Annotated in this window: 19 protein-coding genes; 5 read left to right on the top strand and 14 right to left on the bottom strand. The window is 35.1% G+C overall.

The window, feature by feature from the left end:
- Positions 1–88 precede the first annotated feature (88 nt).
- The 12 genes from BUB89_RS00380 to htpG all read right to left on the bottom strand — a co-directional run bounded on the left by BUB89_RS00380 (position 89) and on the right by htpG (position 11,134).
- Positions 89–367, bottom strand: a complete 279-nt coding sequence (locus tag BUB89_RS00380) for a DUF2805 domain-containing protein (protein WP_073240751.1) — start codon at positions 365–367, stop codon at positions 89–91.
- A 224-nt stretch (positions 368–591) separates the two neighbouring features.
- Positions 592–1,299 carry an aquaporin Z gene (gene aqpZ / locus BUB89_RS00375; RefSeq protein WP_073240749.1) on the bottom strand — a complete coding sequence of 236 codons (708 nt, stop codon included), beginning with the start codon at positions 1,297–1,299 and terminating at the stop codon, positions 592–594.
- Between the two features lie 25 nt (positions 1,300–1,324).
- Positions 1,325–1,681 carry a DoxX family protein gene (locus BUB89_RS00370; RefSeq protein ID WP_073240747.1) on the bottom strand — a complete coding sequence of 119 codons (357 nt, stop codon included), beginning with the start codon at positions 1,679–1,681 and terminating at the stop codon, positions 1,325–1,327.
- An 82-nt stretch (positions 1,682–1,763) separates the two neighbouring features.
- Positions 1,764–2,660 carry an EamA family transporter gene (locus tag BUB89_RS00365; protein WP_073240745.1) on the bottom strand — a complete coding sequence of 299 codons (897 nt, stop codon included), beginning with the start codon at positions 2,658–2,660 and terminating at the stop codon, positions 1,764–1,766.
- Positions 2,661–2,783: 123 nt separating this feature from the next.
- The gene (locus BUB89_RS00360) at positions 2,784–3,950 is read right to left on the bottom strand and encodes a DUF1501 domain-containing protein (RefSeq protein WP_073240743.1); all 1,167 of its coding nucleotides are present in this window, start codon (positions 3,948–3,950) and stop codon (positions 2,784–2,786) included.
- A 24-nt stretch (positions 3,951–3,974) separates the two neighbouring features.
- Positions 3,975–5,393: a DUF1800 domain-containing protein gene (locus BUB89_RS00355; RefSeq protein ID WP_073240741.1), complete on the bottom strand. Its 1,419-nt coding sequence runs from the start codon at positions 5,391–5,393 to the stop codon at positions 3,975–3,977.
- A 117-nt stretch (positions 5,394–5,510) separates the two neighbouring features.
- Positions 5,511–6,221 (bottom strand): DUF3784 domain-containing protein, encoded by a 711-nt coding sequence (locus BUB89_RS00350; protein WP_083552389.1) that lies wholly within the window; start codon positions 6,219–6,221, stop codon positions 5,511–5,513.
- 34 nt (positions 6,222–6,255) lie between these two features.
- Positions 6,256–6,813 (bottom strand): DUF4256 domain-containing protein, encoded by a 558-nt coding sequence (locus tag BUB89_RS00345; protein ID WP_073240737.1) that lies wholly within the window; start codon positions 6,811–6,813, stop codon positions 6,256–6,258.
- Positions 6,814–6,923: 110 nt separating this feature from the next.
- Entirely contained in the window at positions 6,924–7,490 is a 567-nt protein-coding gene (locus BUB89_RS00340) for a YdeI/OmpD-associated family protein (protein ID WP_141384418.1), read from the bottom strand.
- A gap of 117 nt (positions 7,491–7,607) precedes the next feature.
- Complete coding sequence (locus BUB89_RS00335) at positions 7,608–7,913, bottom strand: GIY-YIG nuclease family protein (protein WP_073240733.1); 306 nt, start codon at positions 7,911–7,913, stop codon at positions 7,608–7,610.
- A gap of 316 nt (positions 7,914–8,229) precedes the next feature.
- Positions 8,230–8,934: an FRG domain-containing protein gene (locus BUB89_RS00330; RefSeq protein WP_073240731.1), complete on the bottom strand. Its 705-nt coding sequence runs from the start codon at positions 8,932–8,934 to the stop codon at positions 8,230–8,232.
- Between the two features lie 316 nt (positions 8,935–9,250).
- A complete protein-coding gene (gene htpG / locus BUB89_RS00325; protein ID WP_073240729.1) occupies positions 9,251–11,134 on the bottom strand; it encodes a molecular chaperone HtpG in 1,884 nt (627 codons plus the stop codon).
- A 180-nt stretch (positions 11,135–11,314) separates the two neighbouring features.
- On the opposite strand from htpG, the gene BUB89_RS00320 reads away from it, so the two are divergent.
- The 5 genes from BUB89_RS00320 (at position 11,315) to BUB89_RS00300 (ending at position 15,365) form a co-directional block, all read left to right on the top strand.
- On the top strand, positions 11,315–11,791 hold the full coding sequence (locus tag BUB89_RS00320) for a lipocalin family protein (RefSeq protein WP_073240727.1): 477 nt from the start codon (positions 11,315–11,317) through the stop codon (positions 11,789–11,791).
- A gap of 31 nt (positions 11,792–11,822) precedes the next feature.
- Positions 11,823–12,518, top strand: a complete 696-nt coding sequence (locus BUB89_RS00315; RefSeq protein ID WP_073240724.1) for a YiaD family glycine zipper/OmpA-like lipoprotein — start codon at positions 11,823–11,825, stop codon at positions 12,516–12,518.
- Between the two features lie 324 nt (positions 12,519–12,842).
- A complete protein-coding gene (locus BUB89_RS00310; protein WP_073240722.1) occupies positions 12,843–13,787 on the top strand; it encodes an ABC transporter ATP-binding protein in 945 nt (314 codons plus the stop codon).
- A 109-nt stretch (positions 13,788–13,896) separates the two neighbouring features.
- Complete coding sequence (locus BUB89_RS00305; protein ID WP_073240720.1) at positions 13,897–14,229, top strand: YegP family protein; 333 nt, start codon at positions 13,897–13,899, stop codon at positions 14,227–14,229.
- Between the two features lie 128 nt (positions 14,230–14,357).
- Positions 14,358–15,365, top strand: coding sequence for a 3-oxoacyl-ACP synthase III family protein (locus BUB89_RS00300; protein ID WP_073240718.1), 1,008 nt, complete (start codon positions 14,358–14,360; stop codon positions 15,363–15,365).
- A 204-nt stretch (positions 15,366–15,569) separates the two neighbouring features.
- On the opposite strand, the gene BUB89_RS00295 is transcribed toward BUB89_RS00300, so the two are convergent.
- Entirely contained in the window at positions 15,570–16,385 is an 816-nt protein-coding gene (locus BUB89_RS00295; protein WP_073241796.1) for an HAEPLYID family protein, read from the bottom strand.
- 140 nt (positions 16,386–16,525) lie between these two features.
- Positions 16,526–16,864: a hypothetical protein gene (locus BUB89_RS00290; protein ID WP_141384421.1), complete on the bottom strand. Its 339-nt coding sequence runs from the start codon at positions 16,862–16,864 to the stop codon at positions 16,526–16,528.
- Between the last annotated feature and the right edge of the window lie 102 nt (positions 16,865–16,966).

Genomic DNA, 16,966 nt, shown 5'->3' with positions numbered 1-16,966 from the left:
GGATATTTTACAAGCGTTTTTTGCCCTGATTATTACAGACAAATATGATATAAAAAAACACTCATGATTAAGAGTGTTTTTTAAAAAATTAGTCTAATTTATTTTTAATATAATACTTTCCGTCTAATTCATCATCAAAATCATCGATTTTAAGAGGTTTAGGTTTAGGTTTCGTTGCTGTAGCCTTCTTTTTCCACATCTCATATTTTTCCAGAGGCATCTTTTTTTTCATGATTTCCAGAACTTCTTTTTCAGCCAACCCAAACTCTTTTTTTATAATTTCAAAAGGATTTTTTTCCTCTAAGGCTAAAGTAACAAGTTTTTCAGTTTGTTCCCAGTTCAGTTCTTTACGGTTACTCTTTTTCATCACGTGAAAATTAATTCTAAATAGTTTTTTTAATTAAAAAATGATTTTGTAATACTTATCAATATTAATAAAAAAAATAATCACTTCACAGCTTCCGTAGTTTTTTTTGTTACTTTTTTTGAACTCTGAATTTGAGCCTTAAAAAAGACCTCCTTTTTTGAGTAATTCGCTTTTATTTTAGTGATTATTAGGCTCTTTTTAAATAAATTAGGATAAACTTATTGTTAAGCTTCGTCATGGGTTTGCAAAAGTAGTTTGTAAATAAAACCGGCAGCTATTGCTCCTGCTATTGGCGCAAGCCAAAATAGCCAAATCTGGCTCAGCGGTTCTCCTCCAACAAATAAGGCTTGTGACAAGGAACGTGCAGGATTTACCGAAGTATTGGTGATGGGGATACTGATTAAATGAATCAAAGTGAGTCCTAAACCAATGGCTATTCCGGCAAATTTTCCATTAGCAAACCTGTCTGTCGCTCCTAAAATTATTAATAAAAAGAATAGTGTCAACACAAATTCGGCAATGAAACAAGCCCCTAACGAATAACCGCCGGGAGAAAATGCCCCATAACCATTAGACGCAAATGCTCCAGCCTGAGTATTATCGATTACAAATTCTGCTTTTCCTGATGCAATATTGTACAAAGTGGCTGCAGCAGCAATAGCACCAATACATTGAGCAACCAGATATGGAATTAATTCTTTAGCCGAAAAACGCCCTCCAGCCCAGAGTCCAAAAGAGACAGCCGGATTAAAATGCCCACCGGAAATATGCCCCACAGCATAAGCCATTGTTAAAACGGTTAAACCAAATGCTAAGGCTACGCCTGCAAAACCAATTCCTAAATCAGGTATTCCGGCAGCAAAAACAGCACTACCGCAACCGCCAAAAACCAACCAATACGTTCCGAATAATTCTGCGAAAAATTTTTTCATAATAAATAATTTTAATGGTTACTTGTTAAAATGTGTATTGATATGCCCACCAAATAAGAACTATCTGGAAAGGCAAACGCAATAATAAAATCCATTTAGGAATACCAAAACTGGCTTTCGGGTTTTGCAGCATAAAAAGATTTGCAGGGAAAACAGCTATTAACAATGCGATAATTCCCCAGGCAGCATAATTTTTAGTGCTGGGAAACAACAATAATAAACCTAAAAATATTTCGGCAGCTCCTACAAGTTGGTTAAGTAATTTGGGATTTGGAAAATAAGGGGGAATGATTTTGAGATACATTCGGGGACTTACAAAATGATTGCATCCTGTTGCCAGATAGAGTAAAATCATGATACAGAGATGCCAGGATAAATTCATATTTAAGAAATGTTTAATACGAATTTATTGAAATTGACGGATCAGGCACTATTGAATATCGTTTTTTTTTAGAAAAAATATGCTATTGGCTCTTTTTTAAGCGAATATTCATTAAGACTATTGCCATAATTATTAAAAATATCCCAAACCATTGGAGGGCATTTACTTTTTCGGATAATAAAAAATAAGCCATAGCAACGGAAACAGGCAATTCCAATGCCGAAACAATACTGCCTAATCCAATTCCGGTAAGAGGAAAACCACTAGTGAGTAGTAAGGGCGGAATTATGGTTCCAAACAAAGCTAAAATGATCCCCCATTTGGCAAAAATAGAAAAGTTAAAAGGAGTATTTTGGGTAATAAGTGCAAAAATAACTACTATTACTGTTCCGCCAATAAGCATAAACAAACTACGTTTTAGAGAAGAAATTTCGGTGGCTATTCTGTTAGCACTAAACATAGTAGTAGTAAATGCAGCCGCAGCTAATATTCCCCAAAAAAATCCGCGCCAGTCTAATGTGAGCTTGCTGCTCAGTAAGTTAGTTGCCAGAACAGTTCCTATAAGTGTAATTACTACCGAAATTATTTTTTGTAACGAAGGTTTTTTTCTGTCTAAAAGCATTTCTGTCAAAACACCCATCCATACCGTTTGCATTAGCAATACGATACCAATAGAAACAGGAACATATCTCACAGATAGATAGTAAAACACACTGGTAAAGCCCATCGAGGTTCCGGCCAGAATAAGTTGGCTAATCTGTTTTCTTGAAATTTTAATTTCGTTTGTGTCTTTTTTTATTTTTCGAAGAAGAGTTAAAAAAAACACCCCCAAAAGTCCTAACGAAAATTGGGAACCACTCACTTCAGCGGTGGTGTACCCTTGCTGATAAGCTATTTTTACAAATGTTGCCAGCATGCCATAACTACTGGCTCCTAATGCTACTAATACAACCCCTTTTAACGTTTTGTTTTTAATCATCTTGCCTTTTTTGAACTTGCAAAAGTAGGGCTAAGCTTGGATTATATTCAAAAATAGAGATAGATAAAATCGATGTGCTTATAGTTATAGTTGTTTTTAATGGAAAGAGTTTGCATCAGGCTGCTAAAATAATCCCGATAAAGCAGGATTTTTTATTCCGATTTTAGTGTAGTCAAACTGCATTTTTTCTTTCAGTAAGCTGGCATAAACGGATCTAAAATCAATTTGGTATTTTAAATCACCTTGTGTTAAATCAGCAAGATTGGGGTTGTTACCTATTACTTTTCCCTGATTTTGTCCGCCAATGATAAACATAGGAGCGGCAGTTCCGTGATCAGTTCCATTACCGTTATCTTTTACTCTTCGTCCAAATTCGGAGAAAACAACGATAGTTACATTTTGAAGTAAATTGGCTTGTTTTAAATCCTGATAAAAACTATAAATAGCACCATCCAGTTCCGTGAATTTATTTTTTTGAATCACTAACTGATTGTCATGAGTGTCGTATCCGCCCTGAGAAGTATAATAGACTTTCGAATTCAGGTTTCCTTTTACTAATCGGGCAATCCATTCCAGATTTTTGCCCAGTGCCGTTTTAGGATAGCTGCTTTCGGTGGTTGATTTGGTTAAGGCTTTCTGAATTTCTTCGGAGCCTTCCAGAACAGAATTGGCTACTTTTCGAACAAAATCCAACGAAGAATTCTCAGAGAGTACTCCTGTTTCTTCTTTGACGTTTTTTATCTTAAAGCGGTTGGGATCCTTTACTGTAATCGAATTTGGACTGTCTCCTTTTAGTGATAAATTATCAATCGTATCAATGTTAATACCCGCCGTTGGGGTATGGGTGGTACATTGTAAATCAAGGTAACGACCCAGCCATCCTTCATTGATGTATTTGTTAGAATCGGAGGCAGTTTGCCAAATTTCCTGACTTCTGAAATGCGAACGATTGGGTTCCGGATACCCCACATTTTGAATTACCGATAAATCACCATTTTGCTGCATTTGAGCAAATCCTTTTAACGCAGGATGGAACCCCATGCCTTTGGTTTTTGATATAACCTCTTCTTTTGAAAGCGCAATTTTTGGACGTAAATCATAATACAAAGGGTCGTCAAAAGGTATAAAAGTATTCAGACCGTCATTTCCGCCATTCAATTGCACAAAAACCAAACATTGTTCTCCAATAATCAGGTTTTTTTGGGAACCATAAGAAAACAAAAAATTAGGAAGCAACAAGGTTCCCCCTGTTAATGTTCCTGTAAGCGATAGAAAATTTCTTCTGTTCATAATCGGTATTATTAGAAGGTGGCTTTAAATTAATTGAAATTCAGGTTCTTTTACCATGGCATTAAAGAGTCTTACAACGGCTTGTTCTGCATTTGGGGCATTCGAATCAAAATCATATTTTAATATTTTTTCAAAATCTTTTTGACTTTCACTATCGGTCTGAAACAATAATCTCTGGGATAATTCACCTATAATCGTTTTGTTTGTGCCTTTATTCCAGTCTAAATTGAGGGTTGTTTTTCTGCCGGCAGGACGATTTGCATTTTGATTTTCGTCCATCATCATCATATTGGCGACCACTTTCTGGTTGAAGTTCTCTCTTCCGCTGCAATATAAATCAGCCAGATTATTACGTTGCAAATAAATCTGGGAGGTCAGCCATGATTTTCCGCCTTCCCAGCCTTTTACATTGGGCTGATTGAATAAATCCATTCCCTGACTTTTTATAAAAGCAACTATAGGCCGGTTGGTTTTAGGCTGGATGTGCAACTCTGAAAGTAATTGCAGGTTATATTCTAATGGGTTTTTGATTTTTGAACCCGCTGTATCTCTGTCAAATTCTTCGGTAAAAATTTTTTCTAATAAAGGTTTTATCTCAAAGTCTTTTTTCCTGAAATAATCACCATAATAACGCACTAATTCCTCGCTTGGTGTATCGTAAATAAACCATTGCAGAATTTTTCTTGTAAAAAGGTAAGGGCTGTTTTTTTGTTCGAAAATGATATCCACAATAGCATCCGATTTAAAATGTCCTTTTTTACCAAAATAAGTGATTTCAGAATCATCAGCGATTTTCTCCCTGTAAAAACCACCATTGTCTCCCGTGCTTAATCCTGCTAATGCTTTTGCTCCGTTTTTTATGTCTTCTTCGCTGTAATTGCCTATACCAAGGGTGAAAAGTTCCAGTAATTCTCTGCTTAGATTTTCGTTGATTTTGCCTTTTCTATTATCGTTATTATCTAAATAACGCAACATGGCATTGCTTTTTAAAACAGCTTTAGTCAATTCTCTGAGATTCCCAAATGCATGTTTGCGAAGCAGTTGATTGTGTTCGAAAATCCAGTGATTTATATTGACTTTTTGATAAGTGGCCACAAAATGATTGTGTAAAAACACAGTCATTTTTTCCTGTAGCGGATAATCACTGTGTCTCATTTTATCAATCCACCAGGATTTCATTTCTATAGAAGTATTTCCTTCCTGTTTTTGAAACTCTTTCTTAAGTGCTCTCTTTTGTTCTGTGCTTAAATCTTTGCTTTTTTCTCTGCGTTCTTTAAAATCGGCTGTTGTTTTAGGACTGTCTTTTAAAAAATCAGGTACAGTAGCATCAAAATTTATTTGGAATGAAGCATCCAGAAATTTAGAAATGCCCATTTTTTCAATAGCAGCTGCCTGCTGATTTGAAAATCCTAATCGAAGTGACCAAAGTGAGTTGCGATTCATGGCTGGCAGGATTTAGTTGTTTTGTGGTTTATTTCAGATTGTTGCTGTTTAAGATGTTAAATAAATAAAAAGGTTTAATGCAATTGAAGTTTTATTCTGGTACAACGATAATTGATTTTATTTATTGGAAATATTCTTAATTTTTTGAAACAATTGTTCGTTTGATGCTTCTTTGGCGGAATAATAAATTTTCTTTCCATCAAGTTTGGTTATCAGAATATAAGGTTTGTTCTCAGCATTTATAATCAGTTTTACTTTTTCACTTGTATCGGTTTTGTAAATGCCCTTTTTAATTGTTCCGGCAGAAAATCCATTGATTCTTTGGACAATTCTTGGTTTCTCATCAACTAATTGAATGTTTTTTATTTTTTCAAATGGCACAGTTTCTCCATAATCTCCTTTGAATTCAATTGAATTTGAATTTAAAATGAGTTTAGTTTCTTTAAAATCACGGATAAACATCACAACAATGAAAATCAAACCTATTGCCAGAAGAAAAACCCCAACTTTATTTTTTTTAGCTTTAAAATATTTGGCACTCGTAGCAATAAAATAGATGTAGGCTGCAATAGGATAAACTCCAATGAAGATTACAACAGCATTTTCGCTAAGCAAATACTTTAACAGAATCCCAATTAAGAAAAATGAAAAACCTAAAAAGAGATGGAATTTTCGAAAATAAGTAATATAGGTTTTTAGATCTACCTGATCTTGTTCTGCTTTGCTCATCGTGTTGTAACCCGCAAGCAGGTATTTGGCATTGTTTACGTTGACAATGAATCCGATAGCAATAAAAAGCAAACTCATTCCGATTAATGTATACATCATAATTGTTGGTATTAATTGTAAAAATGTTGGATAATTAAAGTTTTAAAGCGCCACGAAATCCTCGGGCTGCATAATAGGATTCCGCGCCGTTGTGATAGACAAACACGTTTCCGTAACGGAAATCAGCAAAGATAGCACCGCCTAATTTCCGGATGTCAGCAGGAGTTTCAATCCAGCTGGATGTTTTTGTATCGAAATTGCCTAGTTTTTGCAACTCCCTATATTGTTCTTCTGATAAAAGAGTAATTCCCATAGTGGTGGCTAAATCCATAACGCTGTTTTTGGGTTTGTTTTCTTTTCTTGCATCCAGTGCCTGACGGTCATAACAAAGACTTCTGCGACCTTTAGGACTTTCGGCAGAACAATCGTAAAAAGTATATTCGTTGGTATTTTTATCAAAATGTACAACATCAGGTTCGCCGCCTGTTTGTTCCATTTCGTTCAGCGACCATAGTTTCTCAGGATTCGCTTCCAGTTTAGCTAACACTTTATTCCATTCTAATCCTTGGTGACGATTAGTGTTTTTTTCAAAACGGTCTTTTAGTATTTTTAAAAGTTCTTCAGATTCTGATGGTGATAAGTTCTTTTTCATGGTTGTAGTTGTTTTGTAATGTCAGTCTGTCCCGAAGCTTCGGGAGTCCAAGACATCTTTATATTTTAAAAAGCACTTCGACAAGCTCAGTGTGACAGCTATATATAATTTTATCTCATTTTACAATTCCGTTCGCATAAATCGATGATTTGATTAATTCTAGCCTGTCTTGTTTCTGGACGTTTGGCTTGGTTTAACCAGTATAAATAACTTTTTTTATAGGATTTACTGAAGTTTTCATAATTAGAAAAAGCAACCGGATTTTGAGCAAAAGCATGTTGTAAATCTTCCGGGATTTCTAAGTTTTCTACGGCATCCAGACTTTCCCAGGAACCATTTTTTTTAGCGGTTTCGATTTTTTTCAATCCACTTTCATGCATTAGGTTGGCAGCAATTAAATCTTCGATGTAGCCTTTGTTTATTTTACTCCAAATGCTTTTGTCTTTTCTGGGTGTAAAGAGTTGTTGTCTTCGGTCTTTATCCAGTTTTCTAACCGTAGAATCAATCCAGCCATAACAAATAGCCACTTTCACGGCTTCTTCCCAACGCATACTTTCGGCTTCGTGTGCTACTTTATAAAAAATCAAATGCACCGCCTTGTAACGGCTATGGTTTTCATGCAGCCAGGCTCTCCATTCGGAAGCGTTTTTAAAATAAAGTGTTGGTGTTTCGTGCATGGTTTTTAGTATTTATATCCACAATGTAGTCATTGCGAGGAACGAAGCAATCTCACTTAATGAATCTACAAAGTTGCTCATCGTTATAGTCATAGATTTTAAATTTACAACTAATTATTATTCAGTCATTATGTTTCTAATCTCATCAAATAAATCTTTCCATGGGGGATTGATAGATTGAATCAATTTGTTTTTGGCAGCTCTTGAACCTGCTTTTATTTGTTTTTCGCGAGCTATTGCATCTTCAATCCATTGAAATTGCTCATAGTAAACTAATATGCTGACATCGTATCTGGCTGAAAATGATGTTGGATGTTTCTTGTTTTTATGTTCTATAATTCTTTGTGGAAGATTTGATGTGACACCCACATAAACTACCGTTTGGTATTTATTAGTAATGATATACACAAATCCTGGTTTCATCTTTTTTAGTTTATTGATATAATTGCATTTTAGCGACTAGATTTACTCTTTTTAGTGAGATTGCTTCGCTATCGCTCGCAATGACTTAGCCGCCAAGTGTGTCATTGCGAGGAACGAAGCAATCTCATCCAGTAACTCGACAAAGTTGCTCCTCTTTGTGGGATTACAAATCAGCCCTATCTGGTTTCTGTAAAAGAACGTATTAAGAACATTTATACTTGCAATTTTGTCATCCTGACGAAGGAAGGATCTCATCCAGTAACTCGACAAAGTTGTTCCTCTTTGTTGGATTACAAATCAGCTATCTGGTTTATTACTATTTAATTAGATACTTCCAGTTCAAATGCATACTCAAGCCATTCACATCAGGGAAAATAGTTCTACTATTAATACCAAATATTGATAGTTTATTAAGAATATCTTTTTTTATATCTGCAGGAATTTCGATTTCTTTCAAATTGGTTTTTATTGATTTATTAGTTTCTAATGTCACAAATTTATTAGCCTTATTTGAATATTTGTGTGCTGTAAACCATCCGGATTGAGCAATTATTCGCTCATTATTTAGTGTTGGCCTCAAAATTTTTGTATGTGAACTTTCAAAAGGGGATTGATTCTCTACTAAATTGACTTGTAAATTTTCATCACAAGATAGGATATATAAATAGGAATTATTTTTTAATTCATACTGGTTTTGGCAAGCAAACCATAATGCCACTAATGGATTGCTTGTCCAATCCAATAATCTAGTTTTTAATCCATAATGCTGTGCGTAAACTAGCCATTCCCAATCACTCTCAAATTTTTTCGATATAAGTAGAGGAGAACGCCTTTTAAAATCCTCAAGCATTTTCCTTTCAACCTCTGTTGAATCAAAGGTTGGCTTTTCTCTGCATATTGATGGAAGTAAAGCGTTATTTTTTGACTGCCCTCGAAATAGATTAATATCGTAATCCATTAATTCAATTATTTCGATGTGATCTAAAAAATCTGTAAATGATTTAATTTTGTATGTTTTCATTTTTTGATATATATATGCTAAGTGAAAGTTACTACTAAGTCTGTTTTTATCTAAATCGACATCTTATATGCAATGTTTTTTTTCAAATATATTAAAATATTCTTACAAAATATCTTTTGGAAATAAAACAAACTTGCTAGCCCTGATAGTAGTGGAAATCCTTTGCTATGGTGCTAACCAATAGCAAAGATTGCAGCGAATAGCAGGACAGAAGTTCTTATGGAAACCCAATCCTTCTGCTCCTAAAACAAAAAAACCTGCCAGTTTGCACCAGCAGGTTTCAGTTCCCTTCCTTCGGAGGGGTTAGGGGAGGATACTATTTAATCAACTCAAAACTACGTTTTACAAAAGCTGTTAAAGCTTCTCCTTTAAGTAAGTTTTGTGATAGTTTAGCTAAGTCTAAGGCTTGTTTTACAAGGCTTTCCTGAGCTGTTTTGTCTTCGGTAGCCAGGATTGAGGATACTAAAGGCGCATTAGTATTTACTACTAAATTGTACATTTCCGGCATGTTGCCCATCCCGAACATTCCACCACCGCCGGTCTGGCTCATTTCTTTCATTCTTCGCATAAATTCCGGTTGCGTGATGATAAATGGCGCTGCCTGACTGTCCATTGATTCCAATTGTACGGTATAGGTTTTTGGAATATAGGTTTCTAAAGATGTTTTTAAGCTTTCTTTTTCTTCATCAGAAAGTTTAGAAATAGTGGTTTCTTCTTTCTTGATCAGGTTGTCAATGTGATCTGAATCGACACGTACGAAAGTCAAATCTTTGTTGTCCGACTCTAATTTTTGCATTAGATGCGAGATAATTGGCGAGTCTAAAAGCAATACTTCGTATCCTTTTTCTTTTGCAATTTCGATGTAAGCGTGTTGTGCTTCTTTGTTTCCTGCGTATAAAATAACCAGTTTACCGTCTTTGTCAGTTTGCTTTTCTTTTAGGTTTTCTTTTAATTCGTCAAGTGTAAAGTATTTGTCGTCAACGGTTGGGTATAATACAAAAGCACCTGCTTTTTCATAGAATTTATCTTCAGATAGCATTCCGTATTCCAGAACGATTTTGATGTCGTTCCATTTGGCTTCAAAATCGGCTCTGTTTTCGTTGAACAACGATTTTAGTTTATCAGCAACTTTACGGGTGATGTAGTTCGAAATTTTCTTCACTGCGCCATCAGCCTGCAATCCGGAACGGGAAACATTCAAAGGAATATCCGGAGAATCCACAACTCCGCGAAGCATCATCAGGAATTCAGGAACAATTCCTTCTACATTATCAGTAACAAAAACCTGATTTTGGTACAATTGGATTTTGTCTTTCTGGATTTGCATATCCGTACCTAATTTAGGGAAATACAAGATTCCGGTCAGGTTAAACGGATAATCTACATTCAGGTGAATGTTGAATAAAGGCTCTTCAAATTGCATTGGATACAATTCGTGGTAGAAGGTTTTGTAATCTTCTTCGTTTAAGTCAGCCGGTTGTTTGGTCCATGCCGGGTTTGGGTTGTTGATGATGTTGTCAACTTCAACTGTTTCGTTTACATAATCCTCAGGAGCATCTTCCGGTTTAGGTAAAGTTTCTGTTTTAGTTCCAAATTTAATCGGAATAGGCATGAACTTGTTGTATTTGTTCAGCAATTCTTTGATTTTAAATTCTTCCAGGAACTCTAAAGAATCTTCGGCAATGTGCAGAATGATTTCAGTTCCACGAGTCGTTTTGTCAGCCGGTTCTAAGGAGAACTCAGGACTTCCGTCGCAAACCCAGTGGGCTGCCGGTTCGTCTTTGTAGGATTTAGTGATAATTTCCACCTTAGAAGCTACCATAAAAGCGGAGTAGAAACCAAGACCAAAATGTCCTATAATTCCGGAATCTTTAGCGGTGTCTTTGTATTTTTCTAAGAATTCTTCAGCACCTGAAAAAGCCAGTTGGTTGATGTATTTTTCAACTTCTTCAGCTGTCATCCCGATTCCCTGATCGATAATGTGCAGTTTTTTACCTTCTTTGTCAACTTTAACCTCCAGTATTGGGCTGCCATATTCTACTTTGGCTTCGCCAATATTAGTCAGGTGTTTTAATTTTAATGTTGCATCTGTTCCATTCGAAATTAATTCACGTAAAAAGATCTCGTGATCGTTGTATAAGAACTTTTTGATTAGCGGAAAGATATTTTCCACCGAAACGTTAATTTTTCCAGTTGTCATATTTAAAATTTTTAGAGTGTTTTACAATCAGCTTCAGGCTATTCAAATAAAGTACCAATTCAATATAAGATGACAAATTGTCTTAACAGTGAATTTTGATAGAAAAATGTTGAATTTTGAAATGTTGTAACTCAAATGCATTGTATATTTGTACTACGTTTAATATTAAAATGAGAAACGATGAAAAAAATATTTTTAGTTGCAGCGCTTTCGCTGGCATTATTTTCTTGCAAAACATCTTCAGTAACCGCTACTAAATTAGATAGAGGGATTCAGACGGGGATTAAAGGAAATTGGGTAATTAGTTCTGTTTCTTATCCGGGATCAGAATACATTAAAGTAAATTCTTTTCAACTGGCAGATTCAAAATGCTTTGAAGGAAGTACCTGGAAATTTGTTTCTAACAACAATAAAGGAGAAATGGCTTTGACTAAGTATGACTGTCCTGTTTTTAGCTCACCTATTACATGGTTTGTAAATTCTAACGGAGAGTTTGTATTGAAAATTTTAGATGCCGGAGAAAAAGCTAAAAAAGTAAGAGATGGTTACGTTCTTGGTGTGTCTAATTTAACAGACAGCTCTTTTCAATTGATTGACAAAATTGATGTGGGAGGAAAATTAACCAATGTTGTGTACCAATTTCAACGTGTAAACTAATTAAGAGTAACTAAATTTAAAAGACATAAATATGAAAAATATATCTGTATTAGCATTAGCTATAATAATGATTGCCGGTTCTGTATTGACAAGCTGTGAAGCAATAAAAAACACTAATAAAACACAAAGAGGAGCTGCTATTGGGACTGCCGGAGGAGCTATTCTTGGAGGGATTTTAGGAAATAACCTTGGAAAAGGTGGAAAAGGTGCTATGGGAGCTGTTATTGGTGGAGTTGTAGGTGGTGTTGCCGGTGGTGTTATTGGTAACAAAATGGACAAACAGGCCAGACAAATTGATCAGGCAATTCCAGGTGCTGAGGTTAAAAGAGTAGGTGAAGGAATCCAATTAGTTTTAAATGAAAATGCGGTGCGTTTTGATACTAATAAATCCAGTTTAACTGCTGCTGCAAAAACAAATCTTGACAAATTAGTGGCTGTTTTTAACGAATATCCGGATACTGATATTACTATTTTTGGTTATACTGACAGTACTGGTCCTGCTGATTACAACCTGAAACTTTCAGGTGATCGTGCTGCTTCGGTTAAAAACTATTTGGTAAGCAAAGGAATTTCTTCTAGTAGATTTACTATTCAGGGAATGGGAATTGCTGACCCAATTGCTGATAATGGTACTGTAGATGGAAGAGCTCAAAACCGTCGTGTAGAGTTTGCGATTGTGGCTAATGAAAAAATGAAAGCTGATGCAGAAAAAGAAGCAGGAAACTAATTCTTCGCTTTTTTTAAAATAATTATAAGGTCGTTCCGGTTTTTCGGAACGACTTTTTTTTTGCTTCTATAAATAATAAAAAGCACGCAGATTAAACAGATTTTAGCAGATTCTTCATTTTCTGTGAATTTTTAGAACACAGTATCTATTTTGCTATTTTTATTTTAACCACAAATTCCGCAAATTCCCGCAAATAAATTGGTGAAAATTTGCGGAATTTGCGGTTACTATTTGAGCTGTATTTTTTAAGATATTTTCTAAATTTCATGTTTTTTTATACCAAAGAATCTATCTTTGCGTTTCCAAAAAAAACATTCTTTTAAAATGCTCCAAGTTCAAAATATCTCCTTTGGTTATACCGAAAAACCAGTGGTTCAAAACATTCATTTCACTGTAGAAAAAGCACAAAATATAGCTGTAATTGGCGAAAGCGGTTGCGGAAAAAGTACGTTGCTCAAACTGATTTACGGATTGTATGATTTGGACGAAGGACATATTTTTTGGAATGACACGGAGGTTTTAGGAACCAGTTTTAATTTGGTTCCCGGAATGCCTTTTATGAAATATTTGTCACAGGATTTTGATCTGATGCCTTATATTACGGTAGCGGAGAATGTGGGTAAATATTTATCGAATATTTTTCCGGATAAGAAAAAAGCCCGTATTCAGGAATTATTGGAAATTGTCGAAATGACCGAGTTTGCTGATGTTAAAGCCAAATACCTTAGCGGTGGTCAGCAGCAACGTGTGGCTTTGGCAAGAGTTTTAGCCTTAGAACCGGAAGTTTTATTGCTGGACGAACCTTTTAGTCACATTGATAATTTCAGGAAAAATGCGCTGAGACGTAATTTGTTTGCATACTTAAAAGCACAGGGAATTACGGTTATTGTTGCCACTCACGATAGTACCGATGCGCTTTCTTTTGCCGATGAAACTATTGTGTTACAAAACGGAAAAATGGTCGATAAAGCCGATTCCTATAATTTATATAATAATCCTATCAATAAATATGTTGCTTCACTTTTTGGGGAAGTAAACGAACTCAAATTATCCCAACTTGTTGCTGTTGATGGCGATGACGAGATGGTGTTACTCTATCCCCATCAGTTAAAAGTTGCCGAAAACGGTTTGATGAATGTTATTGTGAAACAATCTTATTTTAAAGGAAGTCATTATCTTATCAAAGCTGTTTTTGATCGAAAAGTAATTTTTTTCGAACATGAATCTCCCTTGGAATTTAATCAGGAAGTTAATTTGAAGATTTGTTAATTATAATTCTACAGTTTTATTAATTAAATTCTACAAATTTGTATTCGTTTTTTTATTATTTTAGTTAAGTTGTTGAAATGCAGATTATAAATTTAAAATTTTAAATACAATGGGGAAATATCTGGTTACAAAAAGAGTTAATGGGGAGTTTCAGTTTAATTTGAAAGCTGGTAATGGTCAGACAATTTTAGCAAGCGAAGGTTATTCGACTAAGGCTGGTTGTGAGAACGGAATTGAATCGGTTAGAAAAAATGCTCAGGATGATGGTCGGTTTGAGCGAAAAGAATCCTCAAATGGAAAACATTATTTTAATTTAAAAGCCGGTAATAATCAGATTATTGGGAATAGCGAAATGTATGAGTCGGTTGCAGCTCGTGAAAATGGAATTGAATCCGTTAAGAAAAATGCACCGGATGCCATTATAGAAGATCAAACAGCATAATCAAGAGACAATATTAGTCGCTCAGGTTGTGTTAAGTTTTTTAAAAGTAAATATCCTGTAAGTAAACCAGTTGTTTCGACTGGTTTTTTTTTATTATATTTATAATAGATGTTATTAAAAACTAAAATATGTATCATTCAAAAATTTCAGGTTTAGGTTTCTATGTGCCTTCTAATGTAGTTACTAATGACGATTTGTCAAAAATTATCGATACTAATGATCAATGGATTCAGGAAAGAACCGGAATTCAGGAACGCAGGCATATTATAAAAGGCGAAGATACTACCACTACAATGGGAGTTAAAGCGGCCAGAGTTGCAATTGAACGCGCCGGTATTGATAAAATGGATATTGATTTTATTGTTTTTGCTACGCTAAGTCCGGATTATTATTTTCCTGGACCAGGTGTTTTGGTACAAAAAGAACTGGGATTACGCACTGTGGGAGCCTTAGATGTTCGCAATCAATGTTCCGGTTTTGTGTATGCTTTATCTGTTGCGGATCAATATATAAAAACAGGGATGTACAAGAATATTTTGGTTATAGGATCCGAAGTGCATTCCTCAGGATTAGACATGACCACACGCGGACGCAATGTTTCAGTGATTTTTGGTGATGGAGCAGGAGCAGCGGTGTTGAGTCGTGAAGAAGATCTGACTAAAGGAATTCTTTCGACACACTTACACTCCGAAGGAATTCATGCCGAAGAATTAGCCTTAACAGCACCGGGAATGGGCGGACGCTGGGTTTCGGATATTGTTGCCGATAACGATCCGAATGACGAAAGTTATTTTCCCCACATGAACGGACAATTTGTCTTTAAAAATGCGGTAGTTCGTTTTGCTGAAGTCATTCATGAAGGTTTAGAAGCCAATAATCTGACAGTTTCCGATATTGATATGCTGATTCCGCATCAGGCTAATTTGAGAATTTCTCAATTTATCCAGCAAAAATTTGGATTGAATGACAATCAGGTTTATAATAATATTCAAAAATACGGAAATACTACAGCAGCTTCAGTACCTATTGCCTTAACGGAAGCCTGGGAAAAAGGCAAAATAAAATCAGGAGATACGGTAGTTTTAGCGGCTTTTGGAAGCGGATTTACCTGGGCTAGTGCTATTATTAAATGGTAGGTTGAGGGATGTTAGAAGTTAGAGGTTAGAAGTTAGAGGTTAGAAGTTAGAAGTGGGAAGATGGAAGTAGGAAGATGGGAGGCAGAAGATAGAAGAGGGAAGATGGAAGTGGGAAGTTAGAAGATAGAAGATGGGAGATGGGAGAGATTTTTTTATGTAAAAAAGACCCCAATTTTGAGTTTTTCAAAAATTGGGGTTTTTTCTTTAGTGTTTGGGTTCGTAAATTAATCGCAAGAAAGAACTAAATCGCTCGTTTTCTCTATTAACAGGAATTCCTGTAACGATACCTATTAAAAGGTTTTCGGCAACTGCTACTCTCATTTGAGGCCTTATGGTCATGTCAAAATCTTTGGTTTGTATTTCCTTGTTGCATTCGATACCAATAAAATTTTTAGTTCCGGGAATCATATAATGAAAATTGCTGTTGATTTGCCATGAAGTATGGGTAGCATTAGTTTCAGAATGATGTTCTATGGCCGGACCGGTATATAGAAGCGTGTGAAAATTGTTTCCCCAGCGTTTAGCAACTATAAAAAACGGATTGTAAGTGTTTCCGGTAAATAATTTTTCATTGCTATAGTTGTTAAAAGAATTGAGACCAAATTCGTGAATATACCCGACAGCCATTGATGTTTTTAACTTTTCGGATACAAAAAAGGAATACTGAGTGGCTAATTTTAATCCATTTAATTTACTATCCGGAGTAGTAGCATTATGGGCTGAAGGATAAAAAGAAAAAGGCAATTCGACTTCAAATCCTAATCGGTCAATAGGAGCCCATTCGTATTCAACTAAGGCTATATATTCGTCGTATTTGTTTTTATCGGTAAGTCCAAGACCTACATTCCATTCTCTTTCTCCTTTTCGGGCACCAAGATCCCGTATTAAATCAATGTAAAGCGGTTCGGCATGTAAGACCTTAGCACGCTGGTATTTGTTTTCTGTTTCCTGGATATAAAGACTGTCAATAATACTGTTTTTTTGCTTTTTTTCTGTTTGAGCTTGGGTGTTTTGAGCCATCCACAACAGCGTAATTGTTGTGAAAAAAGCTGTTTTTAAACTATTTTTCTCCATGTTTAATTGTTTGATTTTGTGATATGTAAAATGTGTTCTGTTTCTTGAAAAAGAAACAAAATCGAATAAAAACTAAAAAAAACAAACTAAACTTCAGGAGGAGGAGAGTGAATTTCGAAATAAGGTTTTAGAATATTGGTTTTCTGAAATTCAAAATTTACAGAATTTTTATCGAATGTAATTTCTTTAAGCTTACAGTCAAAATCAGGCAGGATATAATAGGTAACTGAAATTGTTTTTTTGAAAAATCCATAATTTTCACTGTCGGGATCTTCATTTTCGGGGATGGCATTTTCAAAACCTAAAACCTTTTCGACAATAATTTCGATGACGGATTCCTGTTCGTTAAAATTTAAATTTTCGGGAATATAATTAGGAGTTATGTCGCTGGCGTCAACGCTGCAATTGAGCAGATAGAATGCCATAAAAGCACAAAATAAGTGAAGATATTTGTTTTTTCTAATTGTAGCTAACATAAGGCAAAAGTAAAAACTTTTCAGCTGATGGAGGTTTTCTTAGCATTTTAT

The organism is Flavobacterium flevense, from assembly GCF_900142775.1.
Taxonomy (GTDB): Bacteria; Bacteroidota; Bacteroidia; order Flavobacteriales; family Flavobacteriaceae; genus Flavobacterium; species Flavobacterium flevense.
This window is presented reverse-complemented; position numbering and strand designations above follow the sequence as displayed.